Source organism: Micromonospora sp. NPDC005206 (genome assembly GCF_040608175.1).
Lineage (GTDB): Bacteria > Actinomycetota > Actinomycetes > Mycobacteriales > Micromonosporaceae > Micromonospora.
Genome location: NZ_JBEXHU010000009.1, coordinates 187,044 through 200,536, shown reverse-complemented (window position 1 = coordinate 200,536; position 13,493 = coordinate 187,044). Strand labels below are relative to the sequence as shown.

Sequence of the window (13,493 nt, the reverse complement as noted above, 5' to 3'; positions counted from 1 at the left end):
CTCAGCGGGTCGCGGCGGCCAGCGCGGTGCGCAGCGTGTCGGCGTCGCCCTGCTTCGGGTGCTCCCAGTCGGTCGGGTCGGCGGAGTAGAGCGTGCCGTAGGCCGGCGTGTCCGGCTGGTAGCGCCACCCCTCGGCCAGCGGACCGACGTCCACCGCGTCGTAGCCGATGCGGTCCAGGAAAGCCGTCACCTCGGCCTTCGCGGCGGCGTCGTCGCCGGCGATCGCGAGGGCACTGCGGTCGGCCGCGCCGGACGGCCGGGCCAGCGAGTCCAGGTGCTTGAAGAAGATGTTGTTGAAGACCTTGACCACCCGGGCGTCCGGCAGGTGCCGCTGGAGCAGTTCGCTGCTGGTGACCTCGCCGGAGTCCAGCTCCGGGAAGTTGCCGTCGCGCTGGGTGTAGTAGTTGTTGGTGTCGATGACGACCTTGCCGGCCAGCGGCTCGACCGGCACCGCACGGTAGGCCTTGAGCGGAACGCTGACCACCACGAGGTCGCCGACCCGCGCCGCGTCCTGTGCCGTGCCGGCGCTGGCGTGCTCGCCCAGCTCGTCGACCAGGTCGGTGAGCGTCTCCGGCCCCCGCGAGTTGCTCAGCACCACGTCGTAGCCGGCGGCCACCGCCAGTCGGGCGATGGTGCCGCCGATGTGGCCGCTGCCGATGAGTCCCACAGTTGTCATGTTGGTTCCCAACTCCGTCCACCCGCGACACATTCCCGACCGCAGTGGTGGGTTATTCCACTTGTCGAGGCGCCCACGGGTGCGCAGAATGCCGTCCGTGCAGTGTCTGACCGAGGATCTCGCGACCTTCGCCGCCGGAGCCGACGCCTGGTTGCGTCGCGAGCCCGTCCTGCACAACGTACTGCTGACGCTCGTCGCGGACCGGCTCTCCGGTGACGTGCCACTCTCCGGGGGCGAGCGGTTCGTCCGGCTGGTCGACGCCGGCACGACGGTGGGTGCGGCGGTGCACACGCCGCCGCGCGGGCCGCTGCTGGGCGCCGTGTCGCCGGCGGCCGCGTGGGCGTTCGCCGAGCACTTCGTGCGGGCGGTGCCGCCGCTGGTCGAGGTGCACGGCCCCGTCCCGGCCGTAACCGAGTTCGCCGAACGGTACGCCGAATGTGCCGGCAGGGTGGCCGTACCCGGCACCGCGCAGCGGATCTTCCGACTGGACGCGGTCCGGCCGCCGGTGGGGGTGGCCGGACGCGCCCGCCCGGCCACCGTCGCGGACCGGGACCTGCTGATCGCCTGGGCCGCCGCGTACGCCGCGGAGACGACGCCCGCCGGTCCGCCGGTCGACGCGGCCGGGCAGATCGACGCCCGGCTGCCGCACGGCGACCTGCTCTGGCTCTGGGAGCGGGCCGGCGCACCGGTTTCGACGGCCTGGCTCAGCCGACCGGTCGCCGGCGTGGTCCGGGTCAGCGGCGTGTACACGCCGCCACAGTGGCGGGGGCGCGGCTTCGCCAGCGGCTGCGTCGCAGACGTCACCCGGTACGCCCTGGACGCCGGCGCCATCGCGTGCACGCTCTACACCGACCTGGCCAACCCCACCAGCAACCGGATCTACCAGACCCTCGGCTACCGCCCGCTGTCCGACGCGGCGCAGTGGCGGTTCGTCGCGCCGTGATGCCGGCCGGGTCAGGCCGTGGCGGGTAGCGCCTTCTCGATGGCGGCGCGCAGTTCGTCGGCGCCGGGCTCCACCGTGGGGGCGAATCGGGCGGCGACCGTGCCGTCCGGGGCCACCAGGAACTTCTCGAAGTTCCACCGGACGTCCCCGGTGTGCCCGTCGGTGTCCGGGGTGTCCACCAGCGCCGCGTAGAGCGGGTGCCGGTCGGGGCCGTTGACGTCGACCTTCTCGGTCAAGGGGAAGGTGACCCCGTAGTTGACCTGGCAGAAGTCGCTGATCTCGGCGGCGCTGCCCGGCTCCTGCCCGGCGAACTGGTTGCAGGGCACGCCGAGCACCACCAGGCCGCGGTCGGCGTAGGAGTCCGCGAGGGTCTGGAGGCCGGCGTACTGCGGGGTGAGGCCGCAGCGGGAGGCGACGTTGACGACCAGCAGCGCCCGGCCGCGGTAGCGGGCGAGGTCGGCGGGGCCACCGGTGAGGGCGTCGATCGGGATGTCGAAGACGGTCATGGCCCGAGGCTACGCGCCGGCTGACGGGGCTCCGGTGACGGGCGGAGCGGGCGCATTCCACGCCACCAGAAGAAATCGAAACATGTACATCTTGACGAAGTGATGACGCCGTGAGTACCGTCTCACCATCTCTTTTGGAAAGTTTCCTAACAGTTCGGGAGACGCCTCATGAAAAGATCGCTCCGCCGGGCCCTCTGGGCCGGTGCCGTGGTCGCCGTGACCGTCGCGGCGGTGCCGATGACCACCGCGTTCGGCGCCGGCACGGTCACCACCACGTTCACCAAGGCACAGGACTGGGGGACCGGTCACGAGACGAAGGTGACCGTCACCAACGGGTCCAGTGCCACGGTCAGCACCTGGCGCATCGAGTTCGACCTGCCGTCGGGCACCACCATCAGCAGCTCCTGGGACGCCGACGTGACCAGCAGCGGCAACCACTACGTCGCGGTCAAGAAGAGCTGGGCCGGTGCGCTCGCCCCGGGCGCCTCGTTCAGCTGGGGCTACAACGGCACCGGCGCCTACAAGGCGCCACTGAACTGCACCGTCAACGGCGCGGCCTGCGGCGGTGGCACCCCTCCGCCGACCACGACCCCGCCGACCACCACCCCGCCGACCACGACCCCGCCCACCACCCCGCCGCCCACCACTCCGCCGCCGACCACCACCCCGCCGAACCCGGGTGGCAAGAAGGTCGTCGGCTACTTCGCCGAGTGGGGCGTCTACGGGCGCAACTACCACGTCAAGAACATCCAGACCAGCGGCTCGGCCGCGAAGCTGACCCACATCCTGTACGCCTTCGGCAACACCACCGGCGGCCGCTGCGCCATCGGGGACAGCTACGCCGACTACGAGAAGGCGTACACCGCGGCGGACAGCGTCGACGGCGTCGCCGACACCTGGGACCAGCCGCTGCGCGGCAGCTTCAACCAGCTGCGCAAGCTCAAGCAGATGAACCCGCACCTCAAGGTGATCTGGTCCTTCGGCGGCTGGACCTGGTCGGGCGGCTTCACCCAGGCCGCGCAGAACCCGGCCGCCTTCGCGGAGAGCTGCTACAACCTTGTCGAGGACCCGCGCTGGGCGGACGTCTTCGACGGCATCGACGTCGACTGGGAGTACCCCAACGCCTGTGGTCTGACCTGCGACACCAGCGGCCCGAACGCGTTCAAGAACGTGATCAGCGCGCTGCGGTCGAGGTTCGGCTCCAACGCCCTGGTCACCGCCGCGATCACCGCGGACGGCAGCAACGGCGGCAAGATCGACGCCACCGACTACGCCGGCGCCATCGGCAACCTCAACTGGCTGATGCCGATGACGTACGACTACTTCGGCGCCTTCGCCGCCCAGGGTCCGACCGCCCCGCACTCCCCGCTCACCTCGTACACCGGCATCCCGCAGCAGGGCTTCAACTCCGACGCGGCGATCCAGAAGCTCAAGAGCAAGGGCATCCCGGCCAACAAGCTGCTGCTCGGCATCGGCTTCTACGGCCGGGGCTGGACCGGCGTCACCCAGGCCGCCCCGGGCGGCAGCGCCACCGGCGCCGCGCCGGGCACCTACGAGGCGGGCATCGAGGACTACAAGGTCCTCAAGAACACCTGCCCGGCCACCGGCACGGTCGGCGGCACGGCGTACGCCAAGTGCGGCAGCAACTGGTGGAGTTACGACACCCCGTCCACCATCAACGGCAAGATGACGTACGCGAAGAACCAGGGCCTCGGTGGCGCGTTCTTCTGGGAGCTCTCCGGTGACACCGGAAACGGCGAGCTCATCGGCGCCATCAAGGGCGGTCTCGGCTGAGCCGAGGGCCGACGCACCACCCACACGGCGGGGAGGGGCACGCACCGTCCCTCCCCGCCCGTGGCGCACCGGCCCGGTCGACGCCCAGCGTCGGCCGGGCCGCCGGCGTTGGGCGGGACCCGCCCGATGTGGCAGACTCGCGGCTCGGCAGTCTCGATGTCCCCGTCGACGGAGGTGGTCATGCGCCCGACCCACCGCAGGCTGGCGGCTACCGCCGCCGGGCTGGCGCTGCTGCCGGTCGCCCTGGTCGGCTGTGGGCTCACCGGCGGCGGCGACGAGCCGTCCGCCAAGCCCGAGCGGGCGCCCGCCGAGGAGGCCTCCACCCGGTCCCGTGAGCGCGTGCAGGCGTACCTCGACGCGATGACCGCCAAGGACGTGGCCGCCGGCCGAAGCCAGCTCTGCGCGCTGCTGCACGAGGGCTTCGACCTGGGCGCGACCGGCCCCAACGGCGACTTCGCGGACCACTTCGAGGTGCCCACGGCGGCGATCATCGACGTCCGGTCCGGCCCGCGCGGCCAGGAGGTTAGCGTCTCGGTGTCGGTCACCGCCGGCAAGCGCAAGACCACCCGGCCGCTGGTGTTCACCGTCACCCGCGACGGCGGTGACTGGTGCATCGCCGGGGAAACACCGGGCGGCGCCCCGCCGGCCGGCGTCGTCCCCTCGCCCGCTTCCTGACCTGCGCACACTGGGACTGATCTCCCATCTGCCGGAACCGTCCCCCTCGCCGCCCGGGCACCCCGGCGGTCGCCGTACGCTTTCTGTCATGCGCCATGAGTGGCATCAGCTGAGCCATCCCGCGGTGGGCAGCCCGGGCCTGCAGACCAGCCGACCGACCGTCGACTCCGCGGAGGACGCCGCCCTCGGTCTCGACCGCTGGCGGGACCTGCCCCGCGAGCAGACCCCGCCGTGGTCCGATCCGGCCACCGTCGCCCAGGTCTGCAAGGTGCTCGACACCGTGCCGTCGGTCGTCGCGCCCTACGAGGTGGACCAGCTCCGGCAGAAGCTCGCCCTGGTCTGCGAGGGCAAGGCGTTCCTGCTCCAGGGCGGTGACTGCGCCGAGACCTTCGCCGACAACACCGAGAGTCACCTGCTGGCCAACGCCCGCACCCTGCTCCAGATGGCGATCGTGCTCACCTACGGCGCGTCGCTGCCGGTGGTGAAGGTCGCCCGGGTCGCCGGGCAATACACCAAGCCCCGCTCGCTACCCACCGACGCGCGCGGTCTGCCCGCCTACCGCGGCGACATGATCAACTCGCTGGAGGCGGACCCCGCCGCCCGGGTCGCCGACCCGCAGCGCATGATCCGGGCGTACGCCAACTCGGCGGCGGCGATGAACATGCTCCGGGCGTACCTCGCCGGCGGGCTCGCCGACCTGCACGCCGTGCACGACTGGAACAAGGGCTTCGTGAAGAACTCCCCGGCCGGGGAGCGCTACGAGGCGATCGCCCGGGAGATCGACCGGGCGCTGGCCTTCATCCGGGCCTGCGGGATGACCGACGACGAGGCGCTGCGCACCGTCACCCTCTACTGCTCCCACGAGGCCCTCGCCCTGGAGTACGACCGGGCGCTCACCCGGGTCTCCGACCGCCGGGCGTACGGGCTCTCCGGGCACTTCCTCTGGATCGGCGAGCGCACCCGGCAGATCAACGGCGCACACATCGACTTCATCTCCCGGATCGCCAACCCCATCGGGGTCAAGCTCGGCCCGTCCACCTCGCCGGACGAGGCGATCGAGCTGTGCGAGAAGCTCAACCCCGACAACATCCCCGGCCGACTCACCCTGATCAGCCGGATGGGCAACCACCGGGTGCGGGACGCCCTGCCGCCGATCGTGGCCAAGGTCACCGCGGCCGGCGCCAAGGTGGTCTGGCAGTGCGACCCGATGCACGGCAACACGCACGAGTCGTCCAACGGCTACAAGACCCGGCACTTCGACCGCATCGTCGACGAGGTGCTCGGCTACTTCGAGGTCCACCGAGGGCTGGACACCCACCCCGGTGGCCTGCACGTCGAACTGACCGGCGAGGACGTCACCGAGTGCCTCGGTGGCGCCCAGGGCATCGAGGACCTCGACCTGCCCGACCGGTACGAAACCGCCTGCGACCCGCGACTGAACACCCAGCAGTCGTTGGAGCTGGCCTTCCTGGTAGCGGAGATGTTGCGTGGCTGACGCATTCGTGGACCTGCGGTCCGACACGGTGACCCGACCGACCTCCGGCATGCGGGAGGCGATGGCCACCGCCGAGGTCGGTGACGACGTCTACGGCGAGGACCCGACCGTCAACGCGCTGGAGGCCGAGGTCGCCGCGCTGTTCGGGCACGAGGCGGCGCTGTTCGCGCCGAGCGGGTCGATGGCCAACCAGATCGCCCTGCAACTGCTGGTGTCGCCCGGCAACGAGCTGCTCTGCGACGCCGACGCGCACGTGGTCACGTACGAGATCGGCGCCGCGGCCGCGTACGGCGGGATCTCCTCCCGGACCTGGCCGGCGGTCGGCGCGGACATCGACCCGGAGGCGGTCGCCGGGATGATCCGGCCGGACGGCTACTTCGCCGTCCCCACCCGGGCGATCGCGGTCGAGCAGACCCACAACCGGGGCGGCGGGGGAGTGATCCCGCTGGCCACCCTGCGGGAGCTGCGCCGGGTCGCCGACGAGGCGGGGGTGGCCCTGCACTGCGACGGCGCCCGGATCTGGCACGCACATGTCGCCGACGGTGTGCCGCTGGTCGACTACGGCCAGCTCTTCGACACGCTGTCGGTCTGCCTGTCCAAGGGCCTCGGCGCACCGGTCGGCTCGTTGGTGGTGGGCAGCGCGGAGAAGATCGAACGGGCCCGGTTGATCCGCAAGCGGATGGGTGGCGGCATGCGGCAGGCCGGCATCCTCGCCGCCGCCGGCCGGTACGCGCTGGCGCACCACGTCGACCGGCTGGCCGAGGACCACGCCAGGGCGGCACGGCTCGCCGAGGCGGTCGCGCCGTTCGGCGTGCTCGCCGCCGCGGTCCGCACCAACCTGGTCCCGTTGGACCTGACAAAGCACGCGCTGGACGCACGCGCCCTGGCGGCCGCCGCGCGGGCCGAGGGCGTGCTGATCTCGGTGCTCGGCCCGCGTACCGCCCGCCTGGTCACCCACCTGGACCTCGACGACGCCGGCGTCACCCGCGCCGCCACCGTCCTGGCCCGCCTCCTGGCCGCCTGACCCCGCCTCCCGCCCCCCTGCGGTTCCCTTAGTGATCAAGAGGTTTGCGTCAGATCCCGGCTCCAGGATGACGCAAATCTCTTGATCAACAGCTTGGGGCGGGTGGGGCGTGGTCAGGGGTGGAGGCGGGTGAGGGTGGCGATGTCGGCGGCGTGGCCGACCTGCTTCTCGCTGGGCGTCTCCACGACGATGGGGACGCCGGCGGTGGCCGGGTGGGCCATCAGCTCGGCGAAGGCGGGCTCACCGATGGTGCCCTTGCCGATGTTCTCGTGCCGGTCCCGGGTGGAGCCGCACAGATCCTTCGAGTCGTTGGCGTGCACCAGCCGCAGCCGGTCCGTACCCACGGTGGCCACCAGCGTGTCCAGGGTCGCCGTCATGCCGCCCTCGGCCGCCAGGTCGTGCCCGGCCGCCCAGGCGTGGCAGGTGTCGAAGCAGACCCCGAGCATGGGGTGCCGGTCCACCGCGTCCAGGTAGGGCCCGAGCTGCTCCACGCGAGAGGCGAGCGACCGGCCGCCGCCCGCGCTCGGCTCGACCAGCAGCATTGGCCCGCCGACCTCGGCGGTCCAGTCGAGCAGCGGCCGCAGCTCCTGGCGGACCTGCCGCATCGCCTCCTCGGCGTACCCCTCGTCCACCGAACTGCCCGCGTGGAACACCACCGCCCGGGCGCCGATCGCGATGCCCCGGCGTAGCGCGTGCGCCAGCGTCTGGGCGGAGCGCTCGACCGTGGCCGGGGTGGGTGAGCCCAGGTTGACCAGCAGCGAGGCGTGGATGAAGGCCGGGATGCCCCGCTCGGCGCAACCGTCGCGGAACAGCGCGTCCTGCGCCGGGTCACCCGGAGGTAGCGCCCAGCCTCGCGAGTTGGAGACGTAGACCTGCACCACCTCGGCGCCGGTCGCGTCGGCATACGGCAGGGCGGCCCTGGCCAGCCCCCCGGAGGTGGGGGTGTGCGCGCCGGCCGGTCGGGAGCGGGTCACCGGCATCTCAGAAACACCCGATGGTGACCTGGGTGCCCGGCGGCACCTGCGAGTTCTCGCCCGGGTTCTGGAAACGGACCACGGCGTTCGGGTTGAGCTGGACGGCCACCGGGAAGCCCTGGCTCTCCAGCGCCTGCTTGGCCTCCGGGCAGGGCAGGTCGACCACCCGGGGTACGACCACCAGCGGCGGGCCCTTGCTGACCTCCAGCTTGACCTGGGCGCCCTTTTCCACGCCCGTGCCGTCGGCCGGGCTCTGGCCCAGGATCTCGTCCTTGGGCTTGTCGGAGTCCTTGTAGGTCTCCACCAGCACGAGGTTGAGCTGGGCCAGGGTGGTTTGAGCCTCGGTCAGGCTCTTGCCGACCAGGTTCGGCACCGACACCGGCGCCCGCCCCCGGCTCAGGATGAGGGTGATCTTCGCGCCCGGTTTGACCTCGGCGCCCACCTTGGGGGAGCTGTCCACCACGACTCCGGCCGGCAGGTTGTCGTCGTAGCGGGCGGTGCCCTTGGCCACCACCAGGTTCGCGTTGACCAGGTCCGCCTCGGCCAGCTCGAACTCCTTGCCGATCACGTCCGGCACCGGGAAGCGCTCCGGGCCCAGGGAGAGGGTCAGGGTGATCGTGCCGCCCTTGACGACCTTGGTAGCCGAAGCCGGGCTCTGCCCCAGCACGCTGTCCTTCGGCGCCTTCTCGTCGTAGCGCGGCTCGCCGTAGGCCAGGGTAAGCCCGGCGCGTTCGGCCCGCGCCTGCGCGTCGGCGTTGCTCAGGCTGACCAGCTGCGGGGCTGCCGTGTAGCGGCCGACGCCGAACCACCAGCCGCCGAGCGCGGCCACCAGGACCAGCATCACCACCACGGCCCCGACGGCCAGCGGGCCCTGCGGGTGGGCCAGCACCCTGCCGCGCAGCGCGGCGAGGCGGGACCCCAGGCCATCCGCCGGCTCCGGGGCGGCCCGCCGTCGGCCCGGCCCCTGCCCACCGCCCTCGGGCAGCCGGGCCCAGGCCGGCCGCTCGGCCGGGCGGACGGTGGCGACCATCATGGTCGGCTGTGACATCGGCGGCTCGTCGGTCACCCGGCGCAGCACGGCGGTACGGCTGTTGACGTCGCCCAGGTCGTCCCGGGCCGTCTGCACCTCGGCCAGCAGCGCCCCGGCGTCGGCGGGCCGGGCGCCGGGGTCGCGCCGGGTGGCCCGCTGAACCAGATCGTCGAGGATCGGCGGCAGGCCGGGCACCAGCGTCGACGGTGCCGGCACGTCCCGGTCGACGTGCTGCCACGCCACGTCCACCGGGCGGTCACCGTCGTAGGGCACCCGACCGGTGAGCATCTCGAACAGCACGATGCCCGCCGAGTAGACGTCGGTGCGCGGGTCGGCCCGGCCCTCGGTGACCAGCTCCGGGGCGACGTACGCCACGGTGGCCATCAGCTGGTTGCCCTGCTCATCGTCGGCGCTCGCCTCGACCGCCCGGGCCAACCCGAAGTCGGCCACCTTGACCACGCTGTCCACCAGGTTGGCGACACCACCGGTGGGCGCCTCGGCGACCAGCACGTTCTCCGGCTTGACGTCCCGGTGCACCAGGCCGGCGCGGTGCGCGGCGGCGATCGCGGCGAGCATCTGCTCGGCGATGGCCAGCGCCTCGTCCGGGTTGACCCGGCGCCGCTCGGCCAGCACGTCGCGCAGCGTGCGGCCGCGGACGTACTCCATCACCAGGTACGGCAGCCCACCGTGGGTGCCCTGGTCGTAGACCGCCACCACGTTCGGGTGGGTCAGCCGGGCGATGGTCTTCGCCTCGTCGGTGAACCGGGCCACGAAGTTGGCGATCCGGGCCCGGGCCTCGGGCGCCTGCGTCGGGTGAATGATTTTGACAGCGACGGTGCGCTCGAGGCGCTCGTCGGTGGCGGTGTACACGGTCGCCATGCCGCCACGAGCCACGCGACCGCGAATGCGGTAGCGCCCGTCGATCAGCGAGCCCAGCAACGTGTCGGCGACCTGTGTGTCCATCGGCAGGGAGTCTATGTGTCCAGGGGGCAAAGGTTGAACAGGATGCTACAGCCGATGGCCAACCTGGTCCGTCCCGCTGCGCCCGCCGAGCTGTCCCGACCCCCTCATCCGCTGGTCGCCGGGCGTCTACCCGGGTGTTCGGACCGGTCGTCCCGGGGTGCCCGGTGGCCCGTCCGGGCAGTGGCGTGGCAGGGTGATCGGGTGACCGAACCCGTACCCGACCAGGCCGTGCCCGGCCCCGAGCTCGCCGGCCCCGCAGACCCGGCCGGCTGGCTCACCCTGCCTGACGTCGCCGAGCGCCTCGACGTGTCGATCAGCAAGGTGCACCAGATGATCCGCGACCGGGAGCTGCTGGCGGTCCGCCGCGACGGCATCCGCCGGGTGCCGGCGGACCTGGTGGCCAACCAGACCGCGCTCAAGCACCTGCCTGGCGTGCTCAACCTGCTCTCCGACAACGGCTACGACGACGAGGCCGCGCTGCGCTGGCTCTACGAGCCGGACGACACCCTCCCCGGCGCCACCCCGGCCGCCGCCCTCTCCGGCGACCAGGCCCGCGAAGTCAAACGCCGAGCCCAAGCCCTCGGCTTCTAACCCCCGCGCCCCCGCGCTTCCCGCGCCCTTCCGTGCGTTGATCATGAGGTTGGCGGCGTCCGTATCGGCGTGTCGCGCCGCTAACTTCATGATCAACGGCGGGGGCGCGGGGCCGGGCCGGGGGAGGGGTCAGTCGGCGCGGCGGGTGGCGGCTATCGCCAGGTCGACCAGGGCCTGGCGGGCCTCGGTGTCCAGGTCGACGGCGGTCAGCGCCGCCAGCGCCGCGTCGGTGAGCGTGACGATCCGCTGCTCGGTACGGGCCAGCGCCCCGCTCGCGGAGATCAGCTCGCGCAGCTGGGTCACCCCCTGCTCGTCGAGCTCCGGATCGCCGAGCCGGCTGAGCAGGAGCTCCCGGCCGGCGTCGTCGGTGGCCTCCACGGCCGCCGCCACCAGGTACGTGCGCTTGCCCTCGCGCAGGTCGTCCCCGGCCGGCTTGCCGGTCTGCGCCGGGTCGCCGAAGACCCCCAGCACGTCGTCGCGGAGCTGGAACGCCTCGCCCAGCGGCAGCCCGTACGCCGAGTAGGCCGTCCGCACGTCCGCCGTCGCGTCGGCCAGCGCGGCGCCGAGCAGCAGCGGACGTTCGACCGTGTACTTCGCCGACTTGTACCGGGCGACCTTGCTGGCCCGTTCCACCGAGGTGTCCCCGGTGACCTGGGTCAGCACGTCGAGGTACTGCCCGACGGTGACCTCGGTGCGCATCTCGTCGAAGACCGGCCGGGCCCGGGCCACCGCCCGTAGGTCCAGTCCCGCGGAGTGCAGCAACTCGTCGGACCAGACCAGGCAGAGATCGCCGAGCAGGATCGCCGCCGCGTCACCGAACCCGTCCGGGTCGCCGCCCCAGCCGGCCGCCCGGTGCCGGGCGGCGAACCGCCGGTGCACCGCCGGCTCGCCGCGCCGAGTGTCGGAGCGATCCATCAGGTCGTCATGGATCAGGGCGCTGGCCTGCACGAACTCCAGCGCGGCCAGGGCGGTGAGGACCTGGTCGCCGTCCACTCCGCCGGCGCCCCGGAACCCCCAGTACGCGAAGGCCGGCCGCAGCCGCTTGCCGCCGCCGAGCACGAACGCCTCGATCGCCTCCGCCACCGGGGCCAGGGCGTCGTCGACGTCGGCCAAACGGGCCCGCTGGCCGGCCAGGAACTCGGTGAGGGCCTTGTCGACCCGTTGCCGCAGGCCGGCACGGTCGACGGGAGACACGGGAGCAGCGTGGGTCACGCCACGACGCTAGCCGGTCGCCGCGTGCCGCGCTCCCCCGGCACTCGTGGCGCCACCGGCCCGCTCGCCGGTCCGGCTCCGGCCCGGCCGTCCGCCCGGCCGCGCGCCGGCCCCGCCCCGCCCCGGCCCGGTGGCCCGCGCCGGGCCGGCTCGCTGGGTGACCGCGGCGGCCTCGGCGAGCGTCACCAGCGGCACGTCCAGCACCACGGCGAGCCAACCGAGCCAGAACCCTCCCGGGATGCGCCGTTGCCGTTCCCACCGGGACACCTCGTGCCGGCTCAACGTCGGCACGCCCGCGGCGGCACACAACTCGGCGGCGGTGCGCTGCTGGCTCCAGCCCCGGGCCAGCCGGCACCGGGCGAGCAACGGGCCGAGCTGTGCTGGGCGCGGCGGTGGGGGCGGGGTCATCGGTCCTCCCGGCGGGCGTCGGTGCGGCGACGAGCGCCCGCCCGACCGGACGGGACCGGCGTCACCGCTCGGCTGCTGACCCCCGCGCGTGCCCCTGGGCCGCCCCCGCCGACCCTCCCGCGCCACCCATTACTACCCCGTGGGTACGACGGCTTCCGCCCACCCGGCCGGGGCGCGGGACGGCATCGGGCAGGTGGGCGCGCCCACGCATCCGTCGATCCGTGGGACGCGACGGGAAGCGCCTGGGTGGTGCGGACGCTGCCCGCTAGAGTCGGGTCGTGGCGCTCGGTCTTCCCTCGGTACTCCCCAATCCGCAGCCGGCGATCGGGGAGCTCATCCGTGACCGTCAGCCGACCTTCTCGTTCGAGTTCTTCCCACCCAAGACCGAGGTGGGGGAGCGGCTGCTCTGGCAGGCGATCCGCGAGCTGGAGTCGCTGCGGCCGTCGTTCGTGTCGATCACCTACGGCGCGGGCGGCTCGACCCGGGACACCACCGTGTCGGTCACCGAGCGGATCGCCACCGACACCACCCTGCTGCCGATGGCCCACCTGACCGCGGTCAACCACTCCGTCGCCGAACTGCGGCACGTGATCGGTCGGCTCGCCGGGGTGGGGGTCCGCAACGTGCTGGCGGTGCGCGGCGACCCGCCGGGCAACCCGGGCGGCGAGTGGGTCCGCCACCCCGAGGGCGTGGACTACGCCGAGGACCTGGTGCGCCTCGTGCGGGACGCCGGTGACTTCAGCGTGGGCGTGGCGGCCTTCCCGTACAAGCACCCCCGCTCACCCGACGTGGCCAGCGACACCACGCACTTCGTCCGCAAGTGCCGGGCCGGCGCCGAGTTCGCGATCACACAGATGTTCTTCGAGGCCGACGATTACCTGCGGCTTCGTGACCGGGTGGCGGCCGCCGGCTGCGACACCCCGATCCTCGCCGGGGTGATGCCGGTGACGCAGATCGGCACCATCGAGCGGTCCGTGCAGCTGTCCGGGGCGCCTTTCCCGCCGGCGCTGGCGGCGCGCTTCGAGCGGGTCGCCGACGACCCGGAGGCGGTCCGCCGGCTCGGCATCGAGCAGGCCAGCGAGATGTCCCGCCGGCTGCTGGACGAGGGCGTGCCGGGGATCCACTTCATCACCCTCAACCGGTCCACCGCGACCCGCGAGGTCTGGCAGAACCTCAAGGCCGGCGTGCGGATGTGACCGCGG

General features: G+C 72.9%; 13 protein-coding genes. 7 read left to right on the top strand and 6 right to left on the bottom strand.

Going from position 1 to position 13,493, the window contains the following annotated elements; genetic code table 11:
* Nucleotide 1: 1 nt before the first annotated feature.
* On the bottom strand, nt 2–676 hold the full coding sequence (locus ABZU69_RS15785; protein WP_354965038.1) for an NADPH-dependent F420 reductase: 675 nt from the start codon (nt 674–676) through the stop codon (nt 2–4).
* Nucleotides 677–773: 97 nt separating this feature from the next.
* Between ABZU69_RS15785 and ABZU69_RS15780 the strand changes: the two genes are divergently transcribed.
* The gene (locus tag ABZU69_RS15780) at nt 774–1,619 is read left to right on the top strand and encodes a GNAT family N-acetyltransferase (RefSeq protein ID WP_354965037.1); all 846 of its coding nucleotides are present in this window, start codon (nt 774–776) and stop codon (nt 1,617–1,619) included.
* An 11-nt stretch (nt 1,620–1,630) separates the two neighbouring features.
* Here the strand turns inward: ABZU69_RS15780 and ABZU69_RS15775 are convergent, their stop codons facing one another.
* Nucleotides 1,631–2,125 carry a glutathione peroxidase gene (locus ABZU69_RS15775; RefSeq protein ID WP_354965036.1) on the bottom strand — a complete coding sequence of 165 codons (495 nt, stop codon included), beginning with the start codon at nt 2,123–2,125 and terminating at the stop codon, nt 1,631–1,633.
* Between the two features lie 168 nt (nt 2,126–2,293).
* Between ABZU69_RS15775 and ABZU69_RS15770 the strand changes: the two genes are divergently transcribed.
* The 4 genes from ABZU69_RS15770 (at nt 2,294) to ABZU69_RS15755 (ending at nt 7,113) form a co-directional block, all read left to right on the top strand.
* Nucleotides 2,294–3,919 carry a glycosyl hydrolase family 18 protein gene (locus ABZU69_RS15770; protein ID WP_354965035.1) on the top strand — a complete coding sequence of 542 codons (1,626 nt, stop codon included), beginning with the start codon at nt 2,294–2,296 and terminating at the stop codon, nt 3,917–3,919.
* Between the two features lie 180 nt (nt 3,920–4,099).
* Nucleotides 4,100–4,594, top strand: a complete 495-nt coding sequence (locus ABZU69_RS15765) for a hypothetical protein (RefSeq protein ID WP_354965034.1) — start codon at nt 4,100–4,102, stop codon at nt 4,592–4,594.
* 88 nt (nt 4,595–4,682) lie between these two features.
* Entirely contained in the window at nt 4,683–6,089 is a 1,407-nt protein-coding gene (locus tag ABZU69_RS15760; RefSeq protein WP_354965033.1) for a class II 3-deoxy-7-phosphoheptulonate synthase, read from the top strand.
* Nucleotides 6,082–7,113: a GntG family PLP-dependent aldolase gene (locus ABZU69_RS15755; RefSeq protein WP_354965032.1), complete on the top strand. Its 1,032-nt coding sequence runs from the start codon at nt 6,082–6,084 to the stop codon at nt 7,111–7,113. The genes ABZU69_RS15760 and ABZU69_RS15755 overlap by 8 nt, the downstream gene beginning before the upstream one ends.
* Nucleotides 7,114–7,226: 113 nt before the next feature.
* Here ABZU69_RS15755 and ABZU69_RS15750 read toward each other — a convergent pair whose 3' ends face one another.
* Entirely contained in the window at nt 7,227–8,093 is an 867-nt protein-coding gene (locus ABZU69_RS15750) for a deoxyribonuclease IV (RefSeq protein ID WP_354965031.1), read from the bottom strand.
* Between the two features lies 1 nt (nt 8,094).
* Nucleotides 8,095–10,080, bottom strand: coding sequence for a Stk1 family PASTA domain-containing Ser/Thr kinase (gene pknB / locus ABZU69_RS15745; protein ID WP_354965030.1), 1,986 nt, complete (start codon nt 10,078–10,080; stop codon nt 8,095–8,097).
* A gap of 201 nt (nt 10,081–10,281) precedes the next feature.
* Between pknB and ABZU69_RS15740 the strand changes: the two genes are divergently transcribed.
* Entirely contained in the window at nt 10,282–10,671 is a 390-nt protein-coding gene (locus ABZU69_RS15740) for an Rv2175c family DNA-binding protein (RefSeq protein ID WP_354965029.1), read from the top strand.
* Nucleotides 10,672–10,800: 129 nt separating this feature from the next.
* Here the strand turns inward: ABZU69_RS15740 and ABZU69_RS15735 are convergent, their stop codons facing one another.
* Together ABZU69_RS15735 and ABZU69_RS15730 are read right to left on the bottom strand one after the other, a co-directional pair.
* Nucleotides 10,801–11,883, bottom strand: a complete 1,083-nt coding sequence (locus ABZU69_RS15735) for a polyprenyl synthetase family protein (RefSeq protein WP_354965028.1) — start codon at nt 11,881–11,883, stop codon at nt 10,801–10,803.
* Nucleotides 11,884–11,892: 9 nt separating this feature from the next.
* Entirely contained in the window at nt 11,893–12,291 is a 399-nt protein-coding gene (locus tag ABZU69_RS15730; RefSeq protein ID WP_354965027.1) for a helix-turn-helix transcriptional regulator, read from the bottom strand.
* A gap of 278 nt (nt 12,292–12,569) precedes the next feature.
* On the opposite strand from ABZU69_RS15730, the gene metF reads away from it, so the two are divergent.
* Nucleotides 12,570–13,487 carry a methylenetetrahydrofolate reductase [NAD(P)H] gene (metF, locus tag ABZU69_RS15725; RefSeq protein WP_354965026.1) on the top strand — a complete coding sequence of 306 codons (918 nt, stop codon included), beginning with the start codon at nt 12,570–12,572 and terminating at the stop codon, nt 13,485–13,487.
* Nucleotides 13,488–13,493: the final 6 nt, after the last annotated feature.